This window comes from Salinibacterium sp. NG22, from assembly GCF_015864925.1.
Taxonomy (GTDB): domain Bacteria; phylum Actinomycetota; class Actinomycetes; order Actinomycetales; family Microbacteriaceae; genus Rhodoglobus.
In genome coordinates, this window is the sequence record NZ_JADYWG010000001.1 from 921,085 (window position 1) to 946,555 (window position 25,471).

19 protein-coding genes are annotated in these 25,471 nt (G+C 59.2%); 7 read left to right on the forward strand and 12 right to left on the reverse strand.

Going from position 1 to position 25,471, the window contains the following annotated elements; all coding sequences use genetic code 11:
• Window positions 1-101: 101 nt before the first annotated feature.
• Together I6E81_RS04520 and manA are read right to left on the reverse strand one after the other, a co-directional pair.
• Window positions 102-1,370, reverse strand: coding sequence for a polysaccharide biosynthesis protein (locus I6E81_RS04520; RefSeq protein ID WP_197106182.1), 1,269 nt, complete (start codon window positions 1,368-1,370; stop codon window positions 102-104).
• 10 nt (window positions 1,371-1,380) lie between these two features.
• Window positions 1,381-2,565: a mannose-6-phosphate isomerase, class I gene (gene manA, locus I6E81_RS04525; protein WP_197106183.1), complete on the reverse strand. Its 1,185-nt coding sequence runs from the start codon at window positions 2,563-2,565 to the stop codon at window positions 1,381-1,383.
• 108 nt (window positions 2,566-2,673) lie between these two features.
• Here manA and I6E81_RS04530 point away from each other — a divergent pair, with 108 nt between their 5' ends.
• The 3 genes from I6E81_RS04530 to I6E81_RS04540 are packed head-to-tail and all read left to right on the forward strand — an operon-like array spanning window position 2,674 to window position 6,494.
• Entirely contained in the window at window positions 2,674-3,858 is a 1,185-nt protein-coding gene (locus I6E81_RS04530) for an acyl-CoA dehydrogenase family protein (protein WP_197106184.1), read from the forward strand.
• A gap of 9 nt (window positions 3,859-3,867) precedes the next feature.
• On the forward strand, window positions 3,868-5,196 hold the full coding sequence (locus tag I6E81_RS04535; protein WP_197106185.1) for an O-antigen ligase: 1,329 nt from the start codon (window positions 3,868-3,870) through the stop codon (window positions 5,194-5,196).
• Complete coding sequence (locus I6E81_RS04540) at window positions 5,193-6,494, forward strand: O-antigen ligase family protein (protein ID WP_197106186.1); 1,302 nt, start codon at window positions 5,193-5,195, stop codon at window positions 6,492-6,494. Before I6E81_RS04535 ends, I6E81_RS04540 begins: the two co-directional genes overlap by 4 nt.
• A 45-nt stretch (window positions 6,495-6,539) precedes the next feature.
• Here the strand turns inward: I6E81_RS04540 and I6E81_RS14595 are convergent, their stop codons facing one another.
• From I6E81_RS14595 to I6E81_RS04555, 3 genes are all read right to left on the reverse strand, one after another.
• A complete protein-coding gene (locus I6E81_RS14595) occupies window positions 6,540-8,570 on the reverse strand; it encodes an acyltransferase family protein (RefSeq protein ID WP_197106187.1) in 2,031 nt (676 codons plus the stop codon).
• Window positions 8,571-8,784: 214 nt separating this feature from the next.
• Window positions 8,785-9,765 (reverse strand): UDP-glucose 4-epimerase GalE, encoded by a 981-nt coding sequence (gene galE, locus I6E81_RS04550; protein ID WP_197106188.1) that lies wholly within the window; start codon window positions 9,763-9,765, stop codon window positions 8,785-8,787.
• 78 nt (window positions 9,766-9,843) lie between these two features.
• Window positions 9,844-10,971, reverse strand: a complete 1,128-nt coding sequence (locus tag I6E81_RS04555; protein ID WP_197106189.1) for a glycosyltransferase — start codon at window positions 10,969-10,971, stop codon at window positions 9,844-9,846.
• Between the two features lie 119 nt (window positions 10,972-11,090).
• Between I6E81_RS04555 and I6E81_RS04560 the strand changes: the two genes are divergently transcribed.
• Window positions 11,091-12,173 (forward strand): glycosyltransferase family A protein, encoded by a 1,083-nt coding sequence (locus tag I6E81_RS04560; protein ID WP_197106190.1) that lies wholly within the window; start codon window positions 11,091-11,093, stop codon window positions 12,171-12,173.
• Window positions 12,174-12,180: 7 nt separating this feature from the next.
• On the opposite strand, the gene I6E81_RS04565 is transcribed toward I6E81_RS04560, so the two are convergent.
• Complete coding sequence (locus tag I6E81_RS04565) at window positions 12,181-13,245, reverse strand: glycosyltransferase family 1 protein (protein ID WP_307783819.1); 1,065 nt, start codon at window positions 13,243-13,245, stop codon at window positions 12,181-12,183.
• Window positions 13,246-13,472: 227 nt separating this feature from the next.
• Here I6E81_RS04565 and I6E81_RS04570 point away from each other — a divergent pair, with 227 nt between their 5' ends.
• Both I6E81_RS04570 and I6E81_RS04575 read left to right on the forward strand, forming a co-directional pair.
• Entirely contained in the window at window positions 13,473-14,030 is a 558-nt protein-coding gene (locus tag I6E81_RS04570; RefSeq protein WP_197106192.1) for a hypothetical protein, read from the forward strand.
• Complete coding sequence (locus I6E81_RS04575) at window positions 14,027-15,514, forward strand: hypothetical protein (protein ID WP_197106193.1); 1,488 nt, start codon at window positions 14,027-14,029, stop codon at window positions 15,512-15,514. The genes I6E81_RS04570 and I6E81_RS04575 overlap by 4 nt, the downstream gene beginning before the upstream one ends.
• A gap of 80 nt (window positions 15,515-15,594) precedes the next feature.
• On the opposite strand, the gene I6E81_RS04580 is transcribed toward I6E81_RS04575, so the two are convergent.
• The 3 genes from I6E81_RS04580 to I6E81_RS04590 all read right to left on the reverse strand — a co-directional run bounded on the left by I6E81_RS04580 (window position 15,595) and on the right by I6E81_RS04590 (window position 19,243).
• Entirely contained in the window at window positions 15,595-17,817 is a 2,223-nt protein-coding gene (locus tag I6E81_RS04580; protein ID WP_197106194.1) for an LGFP repeat-containing protein, read from the reverse strand.
• A 390-nt stretch (window positions 17,818-18,207) separates the two neighbouring features.
• Window positions 18,208-18,573 (reverse strand): DUF2304 domain-containing protein, encoded by a 366-nt coding sequence (locus I6E81_RS04585; RefSeq protein WP_197106195.1) that lies wholly within the window; start codon window positions 18,571-18,573, stop codon window positions 18,208-18,210.
• A gap of 4 nt (window positions 18,574-18,577) precedes the next feature.
• Entirely contained in the window at window positions 18,578-19,243 is a 666-nt protein-coding gene (locus I6E81_RS04590; RefSeq protein ID WP_197106196.1) for a glycosyltransferase family 2 protein, read from the reverse strand.
• Between the two features lie 210 nt (window positions 19,244-19,453).
• Between I6E81_RS04590 and I6E81_RS04595 the strand changes: the two genes are divergently transcribed.
• Entirely contained in the window at window positions 19,454-21,232 is a 1,779-nt protein-coding gene (locus I6E81_RS04595) for an ABC transporter ATP-binding protein (protein WP_197106197.1), read from the forward strand.
• Between the two features lie 30 nt (window positions 21,233-21,262).
• On the opposite strand, the gene I6E81_RS04600 is transcribed toward I6E81_RS04595, so the two are convergent.
• The 3 genes from I6E81_RS04600 to I6E81_RS04610 form a co-directional block, all read right to left on the reverse strand.
• Entirely contained in the window at window positions 21,263-22,531 is a 1,269-nt protein-coding gene (locus I6E81_RS04600; RefSeq protein ID WP_197106198.1) for a nucleotide sugar dehydrogenase, read from the reverse strand.
• Between the two features lie 94 nt (window positions 22,532-22,625).
• Complete coding sequence (locus I6E81_RS04605; RefSeq protein WP_197106199.1) at window positions 22,626-23,810, reverse strand: glycosyltransferase; 1,185 nt, start codon at window positions 23,808-23,810, stop codon at window positions 22,626-22,628.
• Window positions 23,807-25,471: a DUF2142 domain-containing protein gene (locus I6E81_RS04610; RefSeq protein ID WP_197106200.1), complete on the reverse strand. Its 1,665-nt coding sequence runs from the start codon at window positions 25,469-25,471 to the stop codon at window positions 23,807-23,809. The genes I6E81_RS04605 and I6E81_RS04610 overlap by 4 nt, the downstream gene beginning before the upstream one ends.

Here is a 25,471-nt window from a genome sequence, read left to right on the forward strand (position 1 = left end):
GCTTGCGGTCGGTTCTGCCTAGGTTCCGAACCAACACGTCGGCCGAAGTAACGCTACTGGAACTTGAACGGTCGTGCAGAGGTCGGGGATGACCGTGTGGCCTAGAGCTCGGTGGGCGCAGCATCCGGCTTCGTCGTCGCCACAATGAACGCGCCGGCCTTGACGCGCAACCGCCAGACGAACAGCGCTTGCGTGCACACCGAGACAGTCTCGCCAATTGCGAGCCCCCACGCGCCTCCAGCAGCCCCGTAGGCGGCACTGAGCAACAGAATGGACGGGACACCCACGGTGGCAGCCAGCAGCACGCTGAGCATGAACTGGCGCCGCGCGCCCATTCCCACGAGGGTGATGCGACCAAGCGTTGTGCCGAGCGCAATTCCGAGGGTGGCAACACCGAGCCCGAACGCCGTCGCTTCGTTGATCGCCACTTCGGCGCCAAAGAGCAGCTCAGACAGCCACGGACCGAGCAGGGAGAACATGACAAGTCCGGTCAGGCCGAGGCTGGCGTGCACGACGAAGGAGCGGCGGATGCGCTGCCCGAATTCGGCATTGCCTTCCTCGACGACCCAGCCTTGAAGTGCATTACCCAGCGCAGATACCGAGTATTGGCCGATGCGATAAAGCTTGTCTCCCGAGACGTACGCGGCTGCTTGAGCACTCGCCGCTGTCGCTCCGACAAAGGTCACGGCCAGCGAGTTGTAGGCGCCACCGGCAACCTCGGTGGTCACCGCCGAACGGTTCGCGCGAAACACTTCGCGCACCTCGTGTCCATCGCGGCGAACGAGTTCGGCCACCCCGGCTGTGCGCAGGGCAAACAAGACGACGCTCACCAGAGAGGCTGCCACGAGCAGCACCGGATACCAGAGCACATCCCCCGCATTCAGCACCACGACGGCGGCAATGATTGTCGCGACAATGCGCGGAGAGATCTCGTAAATCGCAATCAGGCTCGCGCGGCCAAGACCGATCATGAACCACGCGCTCGAGAGCCCCGTGAGGGTCATCGCGATCGCCATCACCGCGGCATCCACCCGGTAGTCACTCGGCGACACCAGCGCGGCGATTACCGCAGCCAGCACCGCACTCGGCAGCCACACCAGCACGCGGGCATGCAAACTCGTCACCAAAATGCGGGGACGGATGCTCGGAGCAGCCAACGCAATCAGCGGCGGGCCAACCGTGTTGAAGCCCAGCGCAACAATGAGCGCAAAGAATCCACCGCTCGATTGCCCCACCGCGATGGCGAGCCACGCATCAGCACCCGCAACCCTCGCCAAGATCGGCAGAAACAGGAAGGGCGTGATCAGCGACAGAAACGGCAGGCCAGCAAAACCGAGGATGCGTTTAGCGAAGCCTCCTCGTGCGGTCATGAGAGCAACACTATTGCGTTGCCGCCACAAACAACTGACCGGCGCCCCGCACTGTGAGCGTGCTCTCGTCGCCGGACACAAAAATTGATTCGCCGCGTGAGAGCGACGTCGAGTGATCGCTGCCGCCGACAACGAATTGCCCCGCCGTGCACAACACGATCGCCGCGCTGTGCAGCTCGAGCGACGCATCTTCAGTCACTTCGAGCAGTTGGAAGTCTCGCACGGGTGGCCGGAACACTCGAGCTGTTGCCCCGACGGGTTCGGGCGCGAGATACGGCACAGGGCTCGCCGAGAAATCCAGAACGCGCAACAGCTCAGGAACGTCTACGTGCTTCGGAGTGAGCCCTCCACGCATCACGTTGTCTGACGATGCCATGAGCTCAATGCCCAGGCCGCGCAAATAGGCATGGATGTTGCCCGCAGGCAAAAACAGCGCCTCACCCTTGGCGAGCGTCACATGGTTGAGCATCAGCGAAATGAGCACGCCGGGGTCGCCAGCGTAGTAGCCGGCAAGCGTGCGCACGAGGGCGAACTCATCACTGGCATGGTCGGCTTCGGCGAGCGCCGTGACGCACTGCACGAGCTCCGGCACTGGGGCTGCGGCCGAAATGAGCCACTCGAACATCGCACGCAGGTCGGCGTCGGTGCGAGCGAAAGCCAACCACTCGGCGAACAGGGCCGGGCGCGGGGCGCTGCTGGCGGCATCCAATTCAGCAAGGCGCTCGATGGATGCTCGGGTGTCGCCCATGGATCGAAAACCGCACAGCGCCTCAAACGTGTCGCTCACCGCAACGATGAGTTCAGGCTTAGCGGACGCGTCTTTGTAGTTGCGGTACGGCGCGGTCAACGGAATGCCCGCTGCGTTTTCACGCGCGAAGCCCTCCGCAGCCTGCTCGGGAGTGGGGTGAGCTTGAAGGGAGAGGGGCGCACCGGCGGCAAGCACCTTCAACAGGAAGGGAAGCCGTTCGACTCCCGCGCCCACAACTCGCGCACCATCGCACTGGATCCACTCGTTCAGATCACGGGCGCCGCCGGCAAGAGTCGGGTCGAGGATGACGCTGGGACTCCCCGGATGCGCACCAAGCCAGAGCTCAGCTTCAGGCTTTCCCGTCGGTTCCGTGCCCAGAAGCGCAGAGATTTCGCCAGCGGAGCCCCACGCGTAATCACGGGGCGTATTAGTGATGCCTACAAACATTCAGTCCACTCTTCTCGAAGCCTTAGCCCAAAGTACCAACCGTCTAGAAGCGACGTGTACTCACGCTTTAGGATCGCAGTGATTTCGATAAGCAATGGAGCGACGACTATGTCATTTGAGACCCTCAGCAGCGACTTCTACGGCTACGAGAATGCGCTGACCGATCAGGAGAAAGACACCATCCTGAAGTTGCGCGCATTTCTCGACAAAGAGGTGCGCCCGATTGCCAACGACCTGTGGGCTAAAGCGGAGTTCTTCGACCGCGACGTTGTCGTCAAGGGACTCGCTGACCTCGGACTCTTCGGACTCCCCTGGGCCGAAACCCAGCAGTTCCCCAACTCAGCCGTCTTCCGTGGCTGGGTGGCGCTAGAGCTCGCTCGTGTCGACGCCAGCGCCGCCACCCTCGTTGGCATGCAAAACGGTCTCGTCATGGGATCCATTGGTGTTGCTGGTTCGCAAGAACAGCGCGATGAGTGGCTGCCCAAGTTTGCTTCAGGCGAACTGCTTGGTGCTTTCGGCCTGACCGAGCCCCTCTCGGGTTCTGACACCGCCCAGGGCCTCCAGACCGTCGCCAAGCGCGAAGGCGACAATTGGATCATCAACGGCGCCAAGCGCTGGATCGGCAACGGCTCCATCAGCGACGTCACCATCATCTGGGCACGCGACGAAGCCGACAATCAGGTCAAGGGCTTCATCGTTCCCACGAGCACCCCTGGCTATTCGGCCACCCGCATCGAAAACAAGCAAGCACTGCGCATCGTACAGAATGCCGACATCGTGCTCGAAGACGTCATCGTGCCGGAGAGCAACCGTCTGCAGAATTCCACCTCGTTCCGCGACACCGCAGCCGTGCTGCGCCTCACTCGCGCCGAAGTGGCGTGGGCTGCGGTCGGAAACTCCATCGGCGCCTACGAAGCCGCCGTCAAATACACGGGCGAGCGCATCCAATTCGGCAAGACCATCAGCAGCCACCAACTCGTTCAAGAACACCTCGCCAAGAGCCTCGGCAACATCACCGCATCCATTGGCATGGTTACTCGCGTCTCCGAAATGCTCGATGAGGGCACCCAGAAGGATGAGCACGCCGCCCTTGCCAAGGAATACACAGCAAGCCGCATGCGCGAGACCGTCGCGTGGTGCCGCGAAGTGCTCGGCGGCAACGGAATCGTTCTCGACTACGGAGTTATGCGCCACTTTGCGGACGCAGAAGCGATCTACTCGTACGAGGGAACTCGCGAGATGAACACGCTCATCGTGGGTCGCGCCATCACAGGTAAGGCAGCATTCGTCTAATCTTGCGTCATGCGACTGATTGAGCACCCACGGGCGCGCACCTGGTTTCTCACGCTGTCGCTACTGATTCTCTTTGGTGGAGACGCCTGGCGATACTCGGTGGGTTGGGTTGTCTGGGGCGCTGCCGCGGCCGGAATCGTTGTCACGTCTGTCGTGATTCTGGTTCAGTCTCGGCACCGCTGGAGCATCGGCGGACTGCCCTACCCCTTCGTCGTCTTCATGGCGCTCGCCACAGTGTCACTGGCGTGGTCGCAATACCCGGCAGCGACAGCACTCGGCCTCGCAACGACCTGGATGACCGTGCTGGGGGCACTCACGCTCGCCATCAGTTTCAGCTGGCAAGAACTGCTCGACGGGCTCGCCCGCGTGCTGCGCATCCTGATTGCACTCTCGCTGCTGTTCGAGCTCATCATTGCGACGATCGTCCGAGGCCCTATCCTGCCGTGGACAGCCCAGCCAGCGGTGGCAGTGCCCGGCTACGACACCATCCCCAAGATGCTCTACTGGTCGCGCAACGAACTGTTTGAGACCTTCGACTCTGGGCGCATCCAAGGCATCGTCGGCAACGCCAACCATCTGGGATTCTTGGCACTGCTCGGCGTTATTGCCTTCTCGATCCAATGGGCAACCGGCAGTGTCAGCAAACGCTGGTCGATAACGTGGATCGCCCTCGCGGCGCTCACCCTGTTCTTCACCCGCTCGGCGACCGTAACCGTGGCGCTGGCAGCCGTCACCCTCACCGCTCTCGGACTTCTCATCATCCGCCGTCGCCGCACCGAACGCGCCCGACACCGCACCGCGGTTGGCTTCGTTGCGCTCGCCGTTGCCGCAGCGGCAACCGCATTCGCCCTCCGTGACACTATTTTCGGGTTGCTCGGCAAGAGCAGCGACCTCACTGGGCGTGCCGAAATTTGGCAGACCGTCATTGGGCTCGCCCAGCAGCGTCCGGCCTTCGGGTGGGGCTGGATCAGTTTCTGGATGCCGTGGGTCGAACCGTTCAAGGACCGCGTCATCCGCAACGGAGTCGTGCAGCTTCAAGCGCACGACACCTGGCTTGATGTGTGGCTACAACTCGGGATCGTCGGAGTCGTTGTGTTCGCCGTATTTGTGGCCTCAACCCTGGTGCGGGCGTGGTTCACCGCGATCGACCCGCCCCAGAAGGTGGCCGCTGGCGTTGAGCCTTACTCGCCGCTATCGCTTTTGCCCATTCTCGTGATGGTGGCGCTTGTCGTGCAGAGCATCCCCGAAAGCAGGCTCATCGGCGAGTATGCTCTCGCACTGCTGGTGATTATTGCGGTCAAGACCAAACGGCCCGATTGGATGGTGCGCTCATCATGATTCAGCCTCCCCCGCGCTATCGAGTGGCCATCGACACCGGTGCCGCCATCCTCGGATCCCCCCGCGTCTCCTCAGTACTCGCCACCGCGAGCGTGGGAACCGCCCTGTGTGCCTTCGCTCTTCGCCAGACCGCTGGAAATGCGGGGCTCCTCGCTATCGTGCTGAGCCTCGTTGTCCTTGTTGCCACGTCTCTTGCCGCCCAATGGCGCAATATCGGTTGGCGCGCGCTCGTTCCTATCTCGCTCATGGCGTTCACCGTCTGGGCCTGGCTGTCTGTCTTCTGGAGTCAGTACACACTTGAGTCGGTCGGTGCGGTGAGTTACATGCTCATCTTCACTGTGCTCGGCATCTACATCGCCTTGGTACGGGACACGATCCAGATCGTTCGGGCGTTTGGCGATGTCCTGAGGTTTGTCCTCGTGGTCTCCATCGGGCTTGAGATCCTGACCGGGCTCGTATTTGACACCTCCCTCAACGCTCTCTCGATTGCCGGAAATCTGGGGACTACCGACCCCATCCAAGGAATCTTTGGAGCGCGTAACCAACTCGGCATCATTGCCGTGATTGCTCTCATTACGTTCGCGACAGAATTGCGAACCAAATCCTTGCAACGCGGCTTCGCGATCGGCTCCCTCGTTCTCGCGAGCGTCGTTTTGTTGCTCTCACAATCGCCCCTCGCTTTCGGGGTCGCCCTCGTCATCCTCGCGGCGAGCGCAGCGCTCTACGCCCTCCGTCGCGTTCCATCCGGGCGTCGCCGCTACTGGCAAATTGTGCTCATCGGATTCGTGGCGACCGTTGCGATTATCAGCTGGGTCTCGCGAGTTGCCATCGTCGCGTCCTTCGATGCCAGTGGCGACCTGACCTACCGACTGCGGGTCTGGCGACAGCTCTGGGATCTCGGAGAAGTCCACCGCCTCGAAGGCTGGGGTTGGATCGGTCCGTGGAATGACGAGCTTGCGCCGTTCACCGCGTTCGGCAACTTCGGTGGGCGTGTTCCCGACTCTGCCCACAACGCGTATCTCGACGTGTGGTTCCAGCTCGGCCTCGTGGGATTCCTGATCTTCTTAGGACTCCTCGGTCTGGCTTTTATGCGCTCGTGGTTGCTTGCCTCGCGCCGGCGCAGCATTGTCTTTGCTTGGCCGGCTCTTGTACTGCTTGCGCTGATCGTGAGCGCCTTCGCAGAGAGCTCGCTGCTGATCGAGTTCGGTTGGCTCACCTTCGTCGTGTGCTGTGTCAAAGCAGCCCGTGAGCTCAGCTGGCGAAACGCCCTCGACACCAAGCCTCAGTCGGGGGTCTAGGAGCGCTGCGCGAGCGCTTGTGCGCTGCCAACTATCGCAGCGCACTCACGACAACGGGAGCGACTCCCACAACGCTGCTGACAGCGTGGTCGAATATTCGACAGTGACGTGGTGTGAATCGCGGTAGACGAGAGTTGAGCCAATAATGACTCCGCACGAATCGGCGTCGCAGAAGTAGTCCGTCAGGTCGACGAATGTTGCGCCCAATGCGGCGCTCGCCTCCGCGTCTGCCGCGGCAAAGGGTCCGTAAATTGCCTGAGTCCGGGGAGAAGCACATTCCTCTGCACTTTCGAGATGGACCTCGAGACACAGCGTCGGCGTTTCGTCAAAATGGGGTGTGTCCGCAATAACCGCGAGCTCGATCGACGGATCCAGCGCGGCACGTAGCTCTGAATAGCCCCTTTTCCACGCGGCGGTAGTTACCGGGTCGCCGTCCAGCGCGGTGTAGTTAGAGAGGTTTGAGATCACAACGAGTTCAGGCTTGATTTCATTGAGCCTGTCGGTCATGTTCGTGCGCCACTGTTCGCATGCGTCATCTCGCACGTTGTAGCGTGTCACTTTCACCGCAACGGAAGGGCACGAGGACTTGGTGAAAGAATACAAAGCGAACGACTGCTCGCTCGCCTCTTGCTCCAGAGCTGGAAACCACTGGGCAGCATGCGAGTCGCCGAAGAGCGCAATCGTGCGGGTCGCTGATAAATCTCCGAACTTGCATTCAGGATTCTCAGTTTGCTCGGCTGACCTGAGGTGACAGCCGTCCACATAGAGCACCGGAATGCTCTCACTCGCATTAGCCAACGAGGGTTCGAGGTTAGATGGTACGTAGCTAGTGAAACTTGGATACAGGCTAGGTTCCACTATCGCAGCTGCTTCACGTCCGGCATCCGTTGGCCTTGAATCGACGAGCACAAAAGCAGACAGCGCCATGACTGCAACGGTGGTTGACGCCGCGATACCCCACGTAACCGTGCGCCGCGGTGTCCGTGCTCGTCGCGAGTCCGAACGAATAAACGGTCGCTCTACAAAGCGATAAATCAGCCACGCGATCGGGACGGACACGAGAGCAACCAACACCTTAGCCATGGCGTTCGCCTCGGAAGGCACCCAGCCTAAGTAATCGACAAAAACGATGAGTGGCCAGTGCACCAGATACAACGAATATGAGATAGTTCCGAGGAACTGGAACGGTTTCAACCGCAAAAGCCGAAGCGGTCCGGCATCGCCTGCCTTACCACCGAAAGCGATCACTCCAGCGGCGCCGAGCACAGGCAATAACGCGGCGAAGCCCGGAAACGGCGTCGTATCCCCGTAGAGAATCGCGGCAAGCACGATCGCTACAATGCCGAGCCACGCGATGACCGCGGAGATGGCGCGGGGAAGAAGCGTGATGCGACTGAACGCGAGCGCGACTAGCGCACCGACCCCCAGTTCCCAGGCGCGCGATGCCGGGGAAAAATACGCCCAGGGGCCACTCGTTTCGACTAAGAAGGCACTCGTCAGCAATGATGCGACGACGATGCTTGCCACAAGCGCGACTCGCGCCGAGGCTGACTTGGCGAGCTTCCATAAGCCAAGCAAGACAAGCGGCCACAGCAAGTAAAACTGTTCCTCGACGCCGAGCGACCAGTAATGCTGAAAAGGCGACGCTGCAGTCTCGGCCAAGTAGTCGGTCCCCCGCACCGCAAACAGAAAGTTCGGCACATAGAAGACCGTTGCGACTGCGTCTTTTGCTGCGGACTTGACGAGTTCCGAAGGGAGAACGATGAAAGCTAGTACAACAGTCGCCGCTGCGACCGTTAGCGAGGCGGGAAGGATTCTCCGGGCACGACGCACGTAAAAGTCAGCGAAGCGCACCCTCGACGACCTGGCGAGCTCGCTCAATAAATGATTCGTAATCAAAAATCCGGAAATGACGAAGAAGACGTCGACTCCGACGAACCCTCCCGAGAGCGGCAAACCTGCGTGATAGACCAGAACAACAAGAACGGCGAGCGCGCGCAATCCGTGAATATCCGCTCGGAACCCTGCGCGCACAAACGGAGGCGTCGCCCGTTTGACTGAATCCGTTCGTGCCACTTTCGCCTCCGGTTAACACGTGGGGACTCAAGACAGCGGCCCGCGTGGGAATGAGGCCGCGCCTCAGGTCGCGCGAAGCGACAGCCCACACGCCACGTTAACTTCGCCGCCGATAGGGACCGAGCCCGCACCTAAAGTGTAGTCATTTGCGAACTTTGGTTTCTGCATGCCACTGTCGGTGAAGACAGATTCACAGCATGGGGTCCGTAGCGGCTTAGCTTTCCTCATGGGACTGCGCGGAAAAGTACTGCCGTGACTGCCACGCTGATTCCACAATGTCAGTTACCCCGTAGCGTGCGCGCCAGCCAGTCAGCTGGTGAATGCCATCGACGACTCCTACAACTGCGGCGGGGTCGCCGGCACGACGATCAAGAACCTCGACGGGCAAATCGCTACCGCTCACAGCCAGAATCGCGTCAACTATTGCACGCACGGACGTGCCAACACCGGTACCGATATTGAGCACAGTGTTCCCTGGGGCCTGCGGCAACGCGTCAAGCACCGCGAGGTGTGCATCTGCCACATCACTCACATGAACGTAATCTCGAATGCACGTGCCGTCCGCAGTGTCGTAATCATTACCGAATATAGGTGGCGGCTTGCCCGCAGCTATCTGCTCAAAACAGATCGGAATCAGGTTGAGAGCTTGGGTGTCGCCCAACTCCGGCGCCCCTGCCCCGCCGACGTTGAAATACCTCAGGCTTGCAGCCCGCAGAGGCCACGCCTGCGCCGAGGCGGTAATCAATTGCTCACCGACAAGTTTCGTGGCGCCATACGGATTGATGGGCGTCGTGGGCGCGCTTTCGCCGATTGCCCCCGAAGCGTCTCCATAGACGGCAGCAGACGAAGAAAACACAAGTTTCGCGACGCCGGCAGACTCCATCGCCAACAGCAGTTGCGCAACGCTCCCCACGTTCTGTTCGTAATACCACGCCGGTTTCGCCACAGATTCGGCAACCTGCTTTTGCCCAGCGAAGTGAATAACGGCTTCGATACGGTGCTCACGCATGAGATCCGCGAGCTGTGAGGCAGAACCGCTGGCAATATCGAATTGCACCACGGGAAGCCCAGGGATTCGCTCTCGATTTCCGGTAACAAGATCGTCGATCACGAGAACAAAGTCACCCCGTTGAGCCAATAGTCGGGACGTGTGTGCCCCGATGTAGCCTGCACCGCCGGTGACCAAAACTCTCATAATGACAGTCTAGGAGAGCGATTCGCGATCGCTGTCGTGTGCTTTGCCTCACGGAGACTGCACGACAGCGTCGTCACGTCACAATCGGGTTCGCAGCGCCTCTGAATAGTGCTGCTCGAGCTCGGCAGCACTATGGGTCAGGCTGCGTTTTTTTACGACGAAATCCCGCGCAGCAGCCCCTAGCCGAGCGCGCTCGCCGTTGCTCATCTGCAGCATTTCGCGTACCGCGATGGTGAGCCCCTCAACGTCACGCTCCGGCACTAGCGTTCCCGTCGTTCCAGCATCCATCATCTCGGAGATTCCACCGCTGTTGTAGGCGATGACCGGCGTGCCGCACGCTTGAGATTCCAAAAGAACAAGGCCGGCAGCTTCGCGTCCCCCCTGAGATTCTTGCGACGGCAGCACCATTGCCCGAGAAGCCCGCAGAGTGTCACGAACCACAGCCTTAGGCACGCGCCCTAGAAGTTCTATGTGCGGGTGCTGGTCGGCTAGCTCCCGGAGGATGCCTTCCTGCGGTCCTGCCCCGATCAGGCGCAGTCGGTGATCATGGGTAGCGATGAGGGAAATTGACGCCCTGACGAGATCGAGCGGGCCTTTGTGCGAGCTCAGCGCCCCTACAAAGCTAATCAGCGGCGCCTCGATCGCGGGAGCGTCGTCGCTAGCGGGCGTAAAAAACGCGGTATCGATGCCCTGGTAGTGAACTTCTAGGCGTTCAGGAGCGAAGCCGACCGCGATGGCTTCATCCGCGAGATACTTGCTCACGCTCAGAACGCGATCGCTCACCTTCTGAATCGCGCGCACATTTCGGCGATGCCACACATTCATTGCACTGCGTGTCGGACGAGCTAGGGCCCTCACGTCGTACCCGTGGAGCGTCGTGAGCAATGGCACATCGAGAGTGCCAGCTGCACGGATTGCGGGCCCAGACCACGTCGCAAAGTGCTGATGGATGAGGTCAGGCCGGTACTGAATGAGCCCTTTCGCCATCGCAGATCCAGCGAACGGTGCGAGGTATAGGCGTCGCGTGGGATCCAGTTGCGCAAACGGGGCAAAATCGTGAACGGGCAGAGTGACGGACGGGTCGCGCACATCCGCCAGCAATGAGAAGGCTTCGAAGTGGTGTCGATCAGCAAGCAACTGAGCATGGCTGACGACGAAATACGTCGGCGGGACAGCTAGGACGTTTGTAGTCAGTGCAACTCTCATTCGTCCGTCCTCCCATCCCTTGCCAGTACTCAACCTTCCACATAGTAGCCGGGTCATTCGAACCAGTCCCGCAGCACGTGCTTCTTCGAGTCACGCGAGCCTGCTGCTAAAGTGACGAAGTGAATTCTGCCCCGATCGTCGATGTCATTATTCCCATCCACGATTCGAAACGGCCGCTTGAACGCACTCTCGAATCACTGCTGGCATCGGGACTTACACCCGGGACAGAACTTCAGATCACGGTTGCGTGTCACAACATCTCCGCAGCTGATATTGCCGCCAATCTGACTCCAGAATTGCGCGAGATTGTGCGCCTGATTGAGTGCCACGACAACCTCCCCAGCCCCGCCGGCCCTCGAGCGCTTGCACTATCGCAATCCACAGCCCGATACATCTCGTTCGTCGACTCGGATGACACGCTGGACCCTCACGCCCTAGCGGCGTGGGTAGCCCTCGCAGACAAACATGCTCTTGATGCCGTCATCCCTCCAGAACGCCACGACACGGGAAAGACCATTCGCACCCCGCCCGTTCGACGATTCCGGAGGGGCAATCTCGATGCTGTTCGTGATCGCGTGAGCTATCGCACGGCACCGCTTGGCCTCATTCGCCGAGCGGCGATCGAACGGCTAGGCATTGAGTTTGGGAGCGGCGTGCGAAACGGGTCAGATCAAATCTTTGCGCTCATGCTGTGGTTTGGAAGCAACGCGGTACGGTTCGCCCGTGGAGGCCCCGGCTACATCGTGGGAGGCGACGCCGAAACACGCGTCACCACACAAATGCAACCACTCGCCGGCGAACTTAAAGCTACCCGTGATCTGCTAGCCTCGCCGTGGTTTGCAGCGCTTCCTGTGACTTCGCGTCGCGCAATCGCAGTTAAGTTCGTTCGCCTGCAGCTCTTCGGCGGCGTCGACCGACGGCTCCATACTCGCTTGTGGTCTGCCGAGTCGAAGGAAGCTGCAGCAGAATTTATCCGCCTACTCCACAACGTCGCCCCCGGATACCTGAAGTCGCTATCCATTGCCGATGTTCAACTATGTCGGTCCATCGTTAGCACGTCGTCCGATGCTCCAGAACTATCAACGCTCATGGCAAAAAGACGAGCATTTGGACGCCCCGCGACGGTGCTGACCCATGACTTGCGGAGCTTCTTCGCGCCCGACGCACCGTTGCGCTACATGATCGCAACAGTGCTCCACTGACGCGCGTTCAGCCCAGAATGTCGTGAACGGCGTCGAACCAGATTTTCACTTGTTCTTCTGAGGACAGTTCAGGAGCCGCGCGGTGCGCCGCTTGTTTCCATGCTTCAACTCGCTGCTTGTCGAGCCCATGAAGCGTCTTCCGCAGCGACTCCACTGAATAGTCATCAGTGCTTTCGCCTACGCCGTAGCGCTCGATAAGAGGTGTCATTTCGGGGCCTGGGCCGATGATGACACCCACGCGAGCTTGAATCGCCTCAAAGAACTTATTGGGAAGCGCGAGGGCCTTGCTAGCGTTCGTGGGAGGAATGAAGGACAGCGCAACGTCGTACTCGGCCACGGTGTTGACGAGCTCGGTGTACGCAACCGGTTCACGGAATTTTAGCTGCGGAATGTCTGCGCCAAGTTTTTTCAAGCTCGCAACATAATCAGGCTCATTGGGCATGACGATCAGGTCCAACTCAATATGCGGCGGCGCGTCACGCATCGCTTCGACGATGAGCTCGATGCGGCGTGCACGAGCACCGGCAGTCGTGCAGATGATGCGGATGACGTCGCCAACTGGGGTGGGCTGCAGATCGGCAAAGGGAGCGGCATTGGTCACCGTGCCGAAGTCAATTCCGAGGTCCTCTTGGTAGCGGCGCGCAAAACCTGACGACGCCGCCGTTCGAGAGGTGGTCTGGGGCACGTAGGTCTTGCACAGCCACATCATGTACGGAGCCACAAAGATTCGCCACTGCCAGTTGTTAGTTTTGAGTTCAGGGAAGTACTCGTGAAGATCGGCGTGCACGCCCTTCTTCGCTCCGAGCGAAAGGGCGACTGGGACTGCCTCAATATCGTTGGCAAAGACAGCGTCGAACTTACCGACGGGCAGGATTTCGCTAACGAGCCGCACTGCAGGCAGATTCCAGTAGGCCCGCTTGTAGCTTCGGGCGATCATGGCGAATCGATCGTTAACCCAGGCACGGATTCCGAACGGAATTTCGAAGTGTTCGACGACACCTTCTGGCGCCGGACCCATGCCGCAGGTGTACAGATCGTAGCGGTCCTTGAAGATCTCGATCTGCTTCGTCACCCGCGGATCTGAAATTAGCGTGGAAAACGAGATGATCAAAAGGCTGGGACGCGAACTCATGTGCTCTCTTCGTTACGGGCCGTGGCTGTGTGTACGACAGCCGAGTGGTTTCCGAGGCAAGTATACGGGCGGGGTTGTCATCACGTCTCAGCGCCGCCCTCGAGAGGCAAGCGCATCCGCCCGTCGCGCGCCCGTCTCAATGACACCGTTGCGTCTACACTGTTCGAGTGGTTCACAAGTCGCGCTTGGCGCTCATCAGCATCGTTCTGATCATCGCAGTGGTGAACATTGTGCAGTTTTCCGCGATCGACAGTGAAACGTCGGGACGCTACCGTGCGCTCGACCGGAAGGCCACCTCCGACATCATGCAGCTCGGAGTGGGCACCGGAGAAATTGCGCGGGAGTACCAGTTCTATCTGGAACTGTCAGGAATCGCACCGGGGGCTCATCTCCTGCTGGAGGAGTCGAACGGTTTCACACTTCCAGAGATGCGCAACTACGCCTTGAGCCTTGGAGAGGCCTCCCGCGTGGAAGCCGCAGAACTGAGCAACGCGAACCCGTTCGCCGACGAAACGCTCGAAAGCACTCTCGTCGCGGCAAGCGGCAACGGAAGCTTTGGAGACACCTACAACATCCCGTGGCAGATCATTACTCGGGAGTGCGATGAGACTACAGATCCCGACGCGCCTCGAGTATTTGTGGTGGCCTTCGACCAGGAAGCGTTCACGCCGCTCCTCTCGGCGACTGAAACCTGCATACTGCCGTCTATGGAGGAGGTCGGATGATTATCGAGGTTGTGACAGTACTCTCCATGGTGGTGGGGGGCAGCGCCCTCATGCGCATCACTGGAATCCGCGGTTGGGCACTGCCCATTGTGGGGTCAGTGGCCGGAATCTCGCTGTATCTCGTTGTCGGAATGCTGCAAGTGTTTACTCCCATTACGACAAGCCCCGTAGTGACGATCTCGCTTACCGCCGGGCTCCCCCTCGCAGCGGTGGCGTGGCAAGCGCTTCGCGGCGCGGATGTTGGCGTGCGGATCATCCCAAGCGTGGCAACAGTTCTCGGCGTCGTTGCGGCAGTCGCTCTCTTTCGTCAGGCCAGACTCGTCGCGTGGTCAAAAGATAGCTTTGAGTATCTGGTGAATGCATCGCTCATTGCAAACCATCATCTGGATGCCGCCTCCCTTGACCTACTCCCCAAAAGACTTATTGGGGTTCCCCTGTTGCATGCCGCTGCGAACCTCGGCGGCGAACACTACCTTCCCGCCATCACGCCGTTGATCGCTGGCCTCACTATTGCCGTTATCGTGTGGCTGGCCTGGGTGGCACTCGCACCGCGGATCGATCACCGGATTGCCGCAGTCGTCATCGTGTCGTGTTTGTTGGCGCTCGTGACGGTAAATCGCTACGTGTTCAACGCGTTCTATGTCAACGGACATCTCTTGTTCGGGATGCTAATAGTGGTCCTAGTCGGCTGCGGATGGCTCATTGCGACGAAGACTGAGGTAAACCGCGCTGCTCTCATTACGCTCATGGCGCTGTCCATAGTCGCGCTATCGGTGATTCGTGCTGAAGCGCCGATAGCAGTTGCGCTCGCTCTTCTCCCCGTGCTTCTGAATCAAGAGTTCTCGGTGCGTGAACGCTCGCTACTCTTGGGCTTGTTCGGGATCTCGACGATTGCTTGGCAGTCATTCGTAGCGATAATGTACGTGGCCGGAGATTCGCGAGTGCCGGTGTCTGTTCTCGGGCTGCTCGCCTTAGGCATCGCAGCGCTTGGCGGAGTCCCACTTTTGCGGTTGAAGCTCCTCACCCGCAAGCGCAGCATCTTCCTCGTCTCCGCACAGGCTCTGCTCTGGGTTGCACTCGCCATCCTCGCAATGAGGCAGCCCGATGTGCTGATCGACAGCCTGCGTGCGACCGTGGACAACGCGGTGCTCGGAGCAGGCTCGTGGGGATACTCTCTACTCCTGCTGGGGATCGTCGTCGCGGTTGCACTCTTCGCAAAACTGCCCAGGGGCGAGATGATGCGATTCCCGATCGTCACTTTCATTCCCGTGGCGTTCCTGCTCGCTTACCTGCGCGAGGCTGCGTATCGCGTCGGCGCGGGAGATTCGCTCAACCGAATGTGGATCCAGTTGCTTCCCCTTGCAGTTTTCTACCTGATCATCGCGATCGGAATGGGGCGTCGACGCTTGGTGGCGAGCGATTCACTCGATGAGCGCCGCGTCGCCCCCGACATTTCCGCGCAGGCAAACCCATCAGTCATTTAGTACTTCGTCACAGAAATCGCACAGTCTTCGCGACAGCTTTCGCGGCGGGGTTCTCCGACTGAGGACTCAGCAGAACTCCACTACGGTGCCGCGGGCAGTGAGATTGTGCCGTGTTGGAATACCTGCGAGCAGGTACCCGATTCACAGACCATCTCAGCAACAGGCCACCCAAGAGCACCATTGATGCCACCCTGAGCAACTGACTCCGCCCGGAAATCCCAGTTGAGCGTAAATACTCCAGCGGAGCTCGAGTACACCTGAGCATCCTCAAAGCGCTGAACAGCTCCACTGCCATTCACCGTCTCATAGAAACGAGTATCAAGCGTCGGCAGCCCCAGTTCTGAAATGCGAGCACCGTAGTAGTCAGCGATAGTCGAATCTGAAATCGCATAGACAGCCGAATTCGACGAGCCCTGATACAGGGCGCCGTGTTGGAACTCCTGCGAGCAGCTACCCGATTCACAGACCATCTCAGCAACAGGCCACCCAAGAGCACCATTGATGCCACCTTGAGCAACCGATCCCCCGCGGAAATCCCAATTAAGAGCAAACGTGCCAGCGGAGCTCGAGTACACCTGAGCATCCTCAAAGCGCTGAACAGCTCCACTGCCATTCACCGTCTCATAGAAACGAGTATCAAGCGTCGGCAGCCCCAGTTCTGAAATGCGAGCACCGTAGTAGTCAGCGATAGTCGAATCTGAAATCGCATAGACAGCCGAATTCGACGAGCCCTGATACAGGGCGCCGTGTTGGAACTCCTGCGAGCAGCTACCCGATTCACAGACCATCTCAGCAACAGGCCACCCAAGAGCACCATTGATGCCACCCTGAGCAACCGATCCATCGCGGAAGGCCTTGCTCAGCGAGAACACCCCTGCATCAGTCGAATACACCTGAGCATTCTCGAACCGCTGGACAGTTCCGCTACCGTTCACCGTCTCGTAGGAGCGGGTATCGAGAGTGGGTTTGCCCAGAGTGGCGATACGTGTGCTGTAGTACGCCGAGATCGCGGAATCCGTGATCGCGTAGACAGCCGAACTCGATGAGGCTTGGTACAAGGCACCGTGTTGGAACTGTTGAGAACAGCTACCCGAAACGCAGACCATTTCAGCCGCGGGCCAGCCCATGACTCCGTTAATGCCACCCTGAGCAACCGAAGCGTCACGGAAGGCCTTACTCAGCGCGAACACGCCCGCATCACTTGAGTAAACCTGGGCGTAGTTGAACCGCTGCACAAGACCACTGCCATTGACGGTGTCATAGAACACAGTGTCCGCGGCCGGCCACCCGAGCGCAGTGGGCTGCGCATCGTAGTAATCGACGATCGCTGAGTCCAGAATCGAGTAGACCGCTGTGCTCGACGAGGCCTGATACAAGGCGCCGTTTTGGAATTGCTGCGAACAGCTACCGGAAACACACAATTGTTCCCCGATAGGCCAGCCGAGAATTCCCCTGATGCCACCTTGCGCGACGGATTCATCTCGGAACGCGAGGTTAACCGTAAATACACCGGCGTCACTGGAATAGACGTGGGCCTTAGCGAAGTGCTGGACAGCGCCATCGCCATTTACAGTCTCGTACGTGCTGGTTGTCGAAGTGGGCGAACCCAACGCGGTGGTTCGAGTCTCGTAATACGCAGCGATGTCTGGGTCGTCGACCGTGTAGACGGGAGCCCCAGTGGTAGAACCGAACCATGCCGTGAAGTAGTCCCAGAAGTTGCGATTCCCATAGGACGAGCACGAGTCACCATAGCCGCCAAGATTAGCCAGAGCGGCCGCGTTGGGGACGTACGGGGTGTAGTTGTACAACGCCGCAGTCGCGTTGTTCTGAATGTTTACTGACTTTGAACCGCACGCGGTATTGGGGTGATAGAGAATCGACTTCACTCCGGGCTGGTAGTAGCCCCACGCAGTCGGAGTGCTGTAGCGCTTGAGCTGCCACGCCGCGTTGTACAGCTGGTTGTACAAGCCGTAGTACTCGGCGTCGCATACTCCGCCAACGTTGTCGGGGCAGCCGTAGCCCATCGCACGAGCCAGGCGCGAATCACTCGGTTCATCGTTCGTGAGCAACCCTTGTTCTTTCTGCAGCATCACGAGCAGAACTTTGGCACTAATGCCACAGGCTTGTTGCACCTTATAGATAATGGCCGAGGTCCGCTCGTTGCTCGCCCCCGCGTAAGGCCCGCACACCGTGCGATCCGCATCGCGCGAAAAAGTGGTGGTGCGCTTAATCGTCAGGCAGTTTGAGTTGTCACAGGAGTCCAGCATCGAATCGAGGAAGGCCTGGATTTGAGACTGAGACATGTCACCCGATTTATAGAAATAGGCATCGCTAATGATGTAACCCGGGTCAAAGTTACTTCCAGAATTAGCTTGAAATAGGCTCGATTGCACCACTGAAGAATCAGCCAGTTGCGACACGGCAGATTGTGCTGACTCGACAGGGGCTTGTGCTGAGGCCGGTACTGCATTCGTAGCGCCAACAGTGAACAGCAGCGACGCCAAGACCGTGACGGCCAATCCACGAAAGACTGAAACCGACGTTCTTATGCTCCTGTAGCGCATTCGAGCCCCCTAAATTTGCACGTACTGCACCAAGGGTAATTCACTCCCCCCAAAAACCGCAGCAGAACAACATTTAAATGCGCGACGGCGCACCCCCAGAAAGAGTGCAATTCTCGATTCCGCAAGGTCCTAAGCGGAGTGATTGGCTCCCGAATCTAGTTCCTCGGGTTTCGGCTGTTGACTCAATGCCAGCTGTCGAGCCAGCTCAGTGATCTGAGTATCCATCTGGCGAAAACGCCGGTAGGTGCTCATCACGAGCCCCAAGAAGAAAAGAACCGTGAGGTAAAGCAGCAGGTCAGCACCCCGGCCGATCCCCACCAATTTCGCCATCGTCGTCCAAATCTGAGGGAAGAATACTGACGAAGCGGCAGCGACGACGAAGAGCATCATGAGGATGCGACGAACCGCTTGATGCCGCGCTCCCCCATTGCGCATCATCACTACCGCGATGACGATGACAATCGAAACGACGATGGTCTGAAAAATAACGGTCATGAGCTCACCTAAAGATCAGTTCAACGAGAATGTTGACAGAGTTGAGAAGGGACTGGCCTTTGGCTTTTGAGTAGTCGGTGTAGACAATATGAGTGGGATACTCAGACCACTGAATTTTGAGACCGCCGATGAGATCTACAAGCTCGGAGGCATGGGCCATCCGGTTCTGAGTGATGTGAATATTCTCCAGCACAGTGCGGCTAAGCACCCGGAGGCCATTATGCGCATCAGTAAGAGCCATATTCGTTGTCACTCGCGTGTACCACGCCGCAGTGCGTAACACGATGCGTTTAGAGCGGCTGACCTTTGTACGGTCATCAAGGAATCGTGAGCCGATGACGGCATCCAAGTTATTCGCATGGAGCTTCTCCACCATGCCCGCGGCATCCGCCACTTGATGTTGACCGTCTGCGTCGAACGTAACGACTTCGGTCATGGCCGGGTCGGAGAGGGCGTAGTCAAAGCCTGTTTGCAACGAGGCGCCCTGGCCGAGGTTGATCGGATGCTCGACCACAATAGCTCCGGCAGCGCGCGCGAACTCCGCAGAGTCGTCGCTCGACCCGTCGTCTACGCACACCACGTACGGAAACGTTCTCCGCACTTCGGCGACCACCTCGCCGATGACCGCACCCTCGTTATACATAGGGATAATGACCCAAGTTCTTCCCATATGCTCAGTCTCCCATACGCATGAACTTTCCGATGATCAGTCGCGCTGATATAGAGCTTTCACAATACGGCTCTGACGCCGGTGGGTGGATCCCGCCGGGCGTTGAATCACCCCGGCACCGAGAAGTCTCTGTCGTGGTTCCCGCTCAATCGGGCCCCATCAAAGACCACGTAGACTTCGGTAGGATTCGGCCTCGACCTGGAGAAATAGATGAAGTCTGCAATTGCCCTCGTCAACGAGGTGCTCTCCATTTTGCCCGCCGGAGCGCGGCGCTACCTCATCGTGTATTCGGTAACTCTGGGCTTGCTCTCGATCCTCGATGCGTTGGCACTCGGATTGCTTGCTCTCGTCATCTCCCCCATCCTGTCTGGAACCACACTTTCGCTTCCTGTGCTTGGCGAGGTCGGAGAGCTGGGCCTTCTGCTCATGCTGGGGCTCGTGTGTCTCATGATCGTTGCGAAGGGCATTCTTGCTGTCGCCCTTTTGTGGGGGGCCACTCGGCGGTTCGCAAAATACGAACTTGACATTGGTTCGCGACTCTTCGCGAGCTACATCGACGCCCCGTGGGTCGAGCGACTCAAGCGAAACTCCGCAGACGTGGTCCGGCTGACTGACGGCAGCGTTGGCGTGACGGTGTCGGGCTTCCTGCTCCCCTTTTCCACACTTTTCGGAGAAGCTCTTAGCTTCCTCACTATTGTCGTAGTGCTCGCCGTAGTTCAGCCGCTGGTTGCTGCCATCGCACTGGGGTACCTCGGTCTCCTAGGAGCGATCCTGTACTTCTGGGTCGCGAAACGTGCGCGTGAGGCTGGCCGCGTCAACCTTAAGTACACGCTCCGAAGCTCTCGGCTCATTACCGAGATGATCGGCGCGCTCAAGGAAGTCACGCTTCGCGGGAAGTCACACGAAGTCGCAGACGTCGTCCGCTCCAATCGAGTGCATTCGACGCGCGCGCGTTCCAACATTCAGTTCCTCGGCCAGGTGCCTCGCTATGTACTCGAATCCGGGATCGTGGGCGGTTTCGTGCTCGTGGGGATTGCGGGATATGCCACAGGCGGAGTCACAGAAGCAATAACCGCGGTAGCGCTTTTCGGACTCGCTGGCTTCCGCATGGCGCCTTCGGTCGTCAGGTTCCAAGCGGTCGTGTCTCAAGTCACGGCGAACATGCCCCACGCAAGCGCCGTGCTCGCCGAAATTCGGAGCGCTGAAAGTTCGGTCAAATACCGCGTCGGGCGCGAAACCTTAACGCTTCCCGAGCCATCGAGTGCGCTGAGCTTTGAGAACGTGAGCTTTAGGTATGCCGCCGATCAGGGCGATGCGATAAGTGATGTGTCATTCACCATTCCGTTTGGTAGCACGGTTGCGTTGGTCGGTTCGTCGGGAGCCGGGAAATCAACCGTCGTCGACCTGATTTTGGGCCTCATCGAACCTACTGGCGGACGGCTGGCCATCGATCAGGTGGACCTGAACAAGCTGACGGAATCGTGGCGACAGCAAGTCAGCTACGTGCCGCAGGAGGTCGCCCTATTCGATTCCAGCATTGCGCAGAACGTTGCACTCACGTGGGGCGATGACTTCGACGAGGAACGCGTGCGATCCGCACTCGCACAAGCGCAACTCTTGGACATCGTGGATAAGCGCGAAGACGGCATTAATGGTGTTATCGGTGAACGGGGCCTTGCGCTCTCGGGCGGACAGCGGCAGCGCCTAGGAATTGCTCGCGCACTCTACGCGGATCCCCGCGTTTTGGTTCTCGACGAAGCGACAAGCGCCCTCGATACTGCGACAGAAGCCGCAGTGACCGACGCGATCAAAGCCCTCCACGGCGAGAAAACCGTCATCACCGTCGCGCACAGACTGTCCACGATCCAACATGCAGACCAGATCCTCTTCATGTCGAATGGCAAAGTTGTCGCCCAGGGAACCTTCTCCGAACTCGTGGCTAAAGTGCCCGAGTTCGCACGGCAAGCAGGCTTGGCTGGTCTCGCTTAGCAGTCTGCTCGCCGTTCTCCGAGGGAAAGACTAGAGGATCTCGACCTTCGGTCCGTTGAGTCGATTACGGGTGTCCAACACCGGAACATCTGCAGTGTTCAATAGCTCGAGCTCTAGAGTGTCGTGGTCAGTCAGCAAGACCGCGATGTCCATCCCGGCTATCGTCTCTGCGGTGAGAGATACCTTCGTTACGTTTGCAGGCCAGCGGTGGGCTTCGACGTGATCGTCGACGGCAAAGACTTCTGCGCCCTCGTCGTGGAGGAGCTCAAGAAGTCGCAGCGACGGGGACTCACGAATGTCGCCGGAGTTCTTCTTGTACGCCATTCCGACAAGCAAGATCTTGGAGCCTCGCAACGCGCGGCTAGACGCGTTGAGGAGGTGCATGACACGCTGCGTCACGTACTGCGGCATGTTGTCGTTAACGTCGTTAGCCAGCTCAACGAATCGGAAATTCTGACCAAGCTTCCTTCTGACCTGCCACGAGAGGTAGCTGGGGTCTACGGGCAAGCAATGTCCGCCGACGCCGGGGCCCGGCGTGAACTTCATAAAGCCGAAAGGCTTAGTGTTCGCTGCATCAATCGACTCCCACACGTTGACGCCGAGCTGATGAGCGAAAATCGCGAGTTCGTTGACCAATGCGATATTCACGTGGCGGAAGGTGTTCTCCAAAAGCTTCGCAAGTTCTGCCTCTTTAGGAGTGGGGACAGGAACAGTCGTGTCGACGAGCGAATCGTAGAACGCTTGAACCTTCTCAAGTGACTCGGGGTTGATTCCCGACACGATTTTGGGAGTGGTAACGAAGCCCCACTGCTGGTTACCCGGGTCAATACGTTCCGGGCTGTACCCTACGTAGAAATCGCTACCGGCAGTGAGGCCCGACCCGGACTCCAAGATCGGCACGAGAAGCTCTTCAGTGGTTCCTGGGTAGGTTGTCGACTCGAGAATGACTGTCGCTCCGGGCTTCATGCGCTCTGCCAACGCAACGCCGGAGCTCTCAATGAAGCTCAGGTCCGGCACGCTTTCACGCAGAGGAGTCGGCACCGCAATAACAGCGAAATCGAATCCGACGACGTCAGCGTAGTCCGTCGTCGGTGTGTAGCTGCCGGAAGCGATCGCGCGGGCGAGGTCAGCGTCAGAGACGTCTTCGACGAAAGATATACCGGATCGCAAACCTTCGACCCGACGTTCGTCAAGGTCGATTCCGATAACGCGATAGCCCTGCTCAACAGCCCGCATCGCGACTGGTAGACCGACATAGCCTTGACCGACTACTGCGACTGTTTTGACGATGTCTGGCATCCGCGCGCAACTCTCTTTTCAATCAGGTGACTCATCTGAATCCCTACAACACTACCTCCCCTTGTGCCGGTTTCGAGTTCACCCGGAGCCGCACTTATCGGGTCAAGATTCGCCAGGCTTCACTGACGATCCGCGAAGCGACCGCACGCAGAGAGATGTTGTTAGCAGCCCACTCCGAGCGGGCAGCACGATTCGTCTGTGGCTCCTCGACGTTGAGGACCGAGAGCATTACTGCTGCGATCGCATCTTTGTCATACGCGACAGCATGCCCAATCCCCTCTTGAGCCGCGAAGTCGGCCCCAGGGCCTGTTCCCGCGTAGATTACGGGCGCACCGCACGCTACTGAGGCGTACATTTTGGTGGCGAAAGCGCGAGCGTAGCCCTCTGGATGAACGCTCGCGAGCGTCGCGACAGCGCCCCGAATCCAAGCTGCGACTTCTTCGGGGCTCATCCGGGGTCGGAGCTCCACAGCCCCGACGGGCAAGGACTTGCTGCGCTCAGCAAGCGATGCGAAATCTGACCCTTGGCCGATAAAGACGAGCTTTGAATCCGGCCGGGTCTTGAGAACCTCTTCGAAGGCGTCAAAGAAGATCTGCGCACCATGGACTTCAGAGGCCGTACCCGCGTACAGCAGATAGGGAACGTCGAGGGTGATCTTCTCCCCCACCGGGCTGAACATCGTTGTGTCTACGCCATTGCCAACCGTGGTTACTGTCGCCCGAGGAAATTGTTCTCGGATGCGCGCTGTGAACTCGACCGAAACAGACACGACTGCGGCAGCGCCGCTCATCGCCCAACGTTCCACGTTGCGAAGAATCGCTGCAATATGACGCGGATAGCCCGCGCTCCCCACAGCATCTGACCAAATATCCGCCGCGTAGTACAGATATGGAATGCCTCGGATCCCACACACAATTCGGGTGAACCATCCTGTAGTTGGCGGCGGTTCAACGATGACAAGGTGTGGCTTCTCGATAAACAGCAAACGAAAGAACACGGGCAGGTCAAAGCTCAAGTACTGCAGGTAGCCACGCACGTACCCTGCCCGGTCTCTTAGCACCCACATACGTCGCACTCGCGCGCCCCGTGCTGGCGTGTCAGCATCATCGAACCCTGCGGGAGGGTTCGTGGTCAGCACATCTACGGCAGCGCCATTGGCCACCAATTCAGCAACCAGCGCGCGTAAACGGTACGAGGCCGCGGCGGGTTCAGGAACGTAAATCCGGCTGACGACCGCGACGCGTTTGCCGGCAAGAGAGTCCATTGTCTGAGGACTCACGCGGGTACGTGAGTAACGCCGGAAGCAGCAAGCAGGGCTGCGCTTGCTTCTGCATCTCTAGGTGCACCGGAATCCGCACCCGCACCCGCACCCGCGTCTGTAGCTGCAGTTGCGCCGGTGGCATTCTTATTTGCCACCAACGGTGCGATATAGATTTCCCTTGCCAGAATGACAACCATGCCCGCAAATGCTAATGATCCCACCACCCACACCACCATGGGCGCTGGAGCTCCTGGCCAGAACCACTCGGCGCCAGCGTCAAGGTTCCATCCGGGAACATCGTTGCCCGTGACGTAGCGCCGCATGTTCATGTGAAGCGCGACGAGGTTGGCGGCACTTAGCGCAACGACGACTGCGACGGTCTGCACCCGTCCGAGCGCGACGCTCTTTCGGCCAGCTTGCACCACAAGCAGACCACCCATCAACACGATGAGCGGCAGGATGTAGCGAGGCTGCACCTGTTCCCCCACTTTGTCCCCGCCCTGAGTGAGCACGTAAGTCGGAAGAATCCAGAGCACGAAGCCGACGCTCGCAACCACGAATGCTTTACGCCAGTTCAGCACCCCGAGGCCGGCAAAGCCCACCGCCACGAAGGCAGCAATCCCGAAAAACACCACCGAAGCGGGAATCGGAGTATCTAGCCAGCCGAGATCCCACCCGCCGAAAGCGCCGATCCATAAAGAAGGCACGTTGAGAAGGTTGTACGCTAGCAATCCGAAACCCGCCAAGCTGTCTGCCGCCGTTGCCGCTTGTGCCGCCGCTGGCCCAGCTTCTGCTCCGGCAAAACCGTTGATTCCGGCTGAAGTCTGCCTGGCAGACAAGAAAAACACTCCAGCAACAACGCCCATTGCAACGGGAAGTAGCGAGAGCAGCCAAAAACGACGAGTGTTCTCAAATACAAGGATGATTGCAACGCCGAGCGCACCAACCACGTACAAAGCAGAATCACCGCGGGAACCTGCCGCCATAAGAACCGAGATGACCACGAGTACCGCAGAAGCGGCACGAGCCACGCGGCTCTCTGCCTCGTAATAACTGAGCAGTGCCAACCACGCTGATCCGACGCCGGCGACAGCCCAACCGCTTGGGTTATTCGATGCGAGCAGAAAGACGCCAAGCGGCATCGTTGTCACGAGCCAGCCCCACACCAGCACAGGCCGACGCCTGACGGGGAGCAGCATATAAAGCGCCGCGGTCAAGGCAACGAACAAGAAAACATTGAAAAGACGCATCGCCATAACCGAGAACATGGTGTCATCGCCCACGAATACGCTCATGACGGAATAGTAAAGCGGCGGATATTCACCCTCAAAGTTTCCGCGGTCCGTCTCCACTAACGAGGTTGAGCCGAAGTCGATCCGGTCCTGACAGGCGGCGCTTTCCTCACTAAAAAAGGCGTAGCACGGCGAGCTCAGGAGCGCTTGTGGCACGAGTCGGGCTGACTCAGTCGCCCCCGGCTGGCAGTACGCCGGGTTATCCGTTGAACACCAAATGCTCACCAGATGGTAATCGTCATCGGGAGCTGCGCCCATCGGCGATGCAAAAGCCCACGCCGAAAGCGCGAGGAGAGCCAACACGGGTGCTAAGGCAATAAGCCGGAACCGCCGCAGCGGATTGGTACGCGCGGACGCGACAATAGGTTCGAAGCGTCCGGGTGCCAT

Coding starts and splice junctions, on each gene's coding strand:
- I6E81_RS04610 (WP_197106200.1), bottom strand. CDS start 25,471: ATGGCACCCGGACGCTTCGAACCTATTGTCGCGTCCGCGCGTACCAAT.
- I6E81_RS04590 (WP_197106196.1), bottom strand. CDS start 19,243: ATGGGAAGAACTTGGGTCATTATCCCTATGTATAACGAGGGTGCGGTC.
- I6E81_RS04580 (WP_197106194.1), bottom strand. CDS start 17,817: ATGTCTCAGTCTCAAATCCAGGCCTTCCTCGATTCGATGCTGGACTCC.
- I6E81_RS04585 (WP_197106195.1), bottom strand. CDS start 18,573: ATGACCGTTATTTTTCAGACCATCGTCGTTTCGATTGTCATCGTCATC.
- galE (WP_197106188.1), bottom strand. CDS start 9,765: ATGAGAGTTTTGGTCACCGGCGGTGCAGGCTACATCGGGGCACACACG.
- manA (WP_197106183.1), bottom strand. CDS start 2,565: ATGTTTGTAGGCATCACTAATACGCCCCGTGATTACGCGTGGGGCTCC.
- I6E81_RS04535 (WP_197106185.1), top strand. CDS start 3,868: ATGCGACTGATTGAGCACCCACGGGCGCGCACCTGGTTTCTCACGCTG.
- I6E81_RS04530 (WP_197106184.1), top strand. CDS start 2,674: ATGTCATTTGAGACCCTCAGCAGCGACTTCTACGGCTACGAGAATGCG.
- I6E81_RS04575 (WP_197106193.1), top strand. CDS start 14,027: ATGATTATCGAGGTTGTGACAGTACTCTCCATGGTGGTGGGGGGCAGC.
- I6E81_RS04520 (WP_197106182.1), bottom strand. CDS start 1,370: ATGACCGCACGAGGAGGCTTCGCTAAACGCATCCTCGGTTTTGCTGGC.
- I6E81_RS04600 (WP_197106198.1), bottom strand. CDS start 22,531: ATGCCAGACATCGTCAAAACAGTCGCAGTAGTCGGTCAAGGCTATGTC.
- I6E81_RS04540 (WP_197106186.1), top strand. CDS start 5,193: ATGATTCAGCCTCCCCCGCGCTATCGAGTGGCCATCGACACCGGTGCC.
- I6E81_RS04555 (WP_197106189.1), bottom strand. CDS start 10,971: ATGAGAGTTGCACTGACTACAAACGTCCTAGCTGTCCCGCCGACGTAT.
- I6E81_RS04595 (WP_197106197.1), top strand. CDS start 19,454: ATGAAGTCTGCAATTGCCCTCGTCAACGAGGTGCTCTCCATTTTGCCC.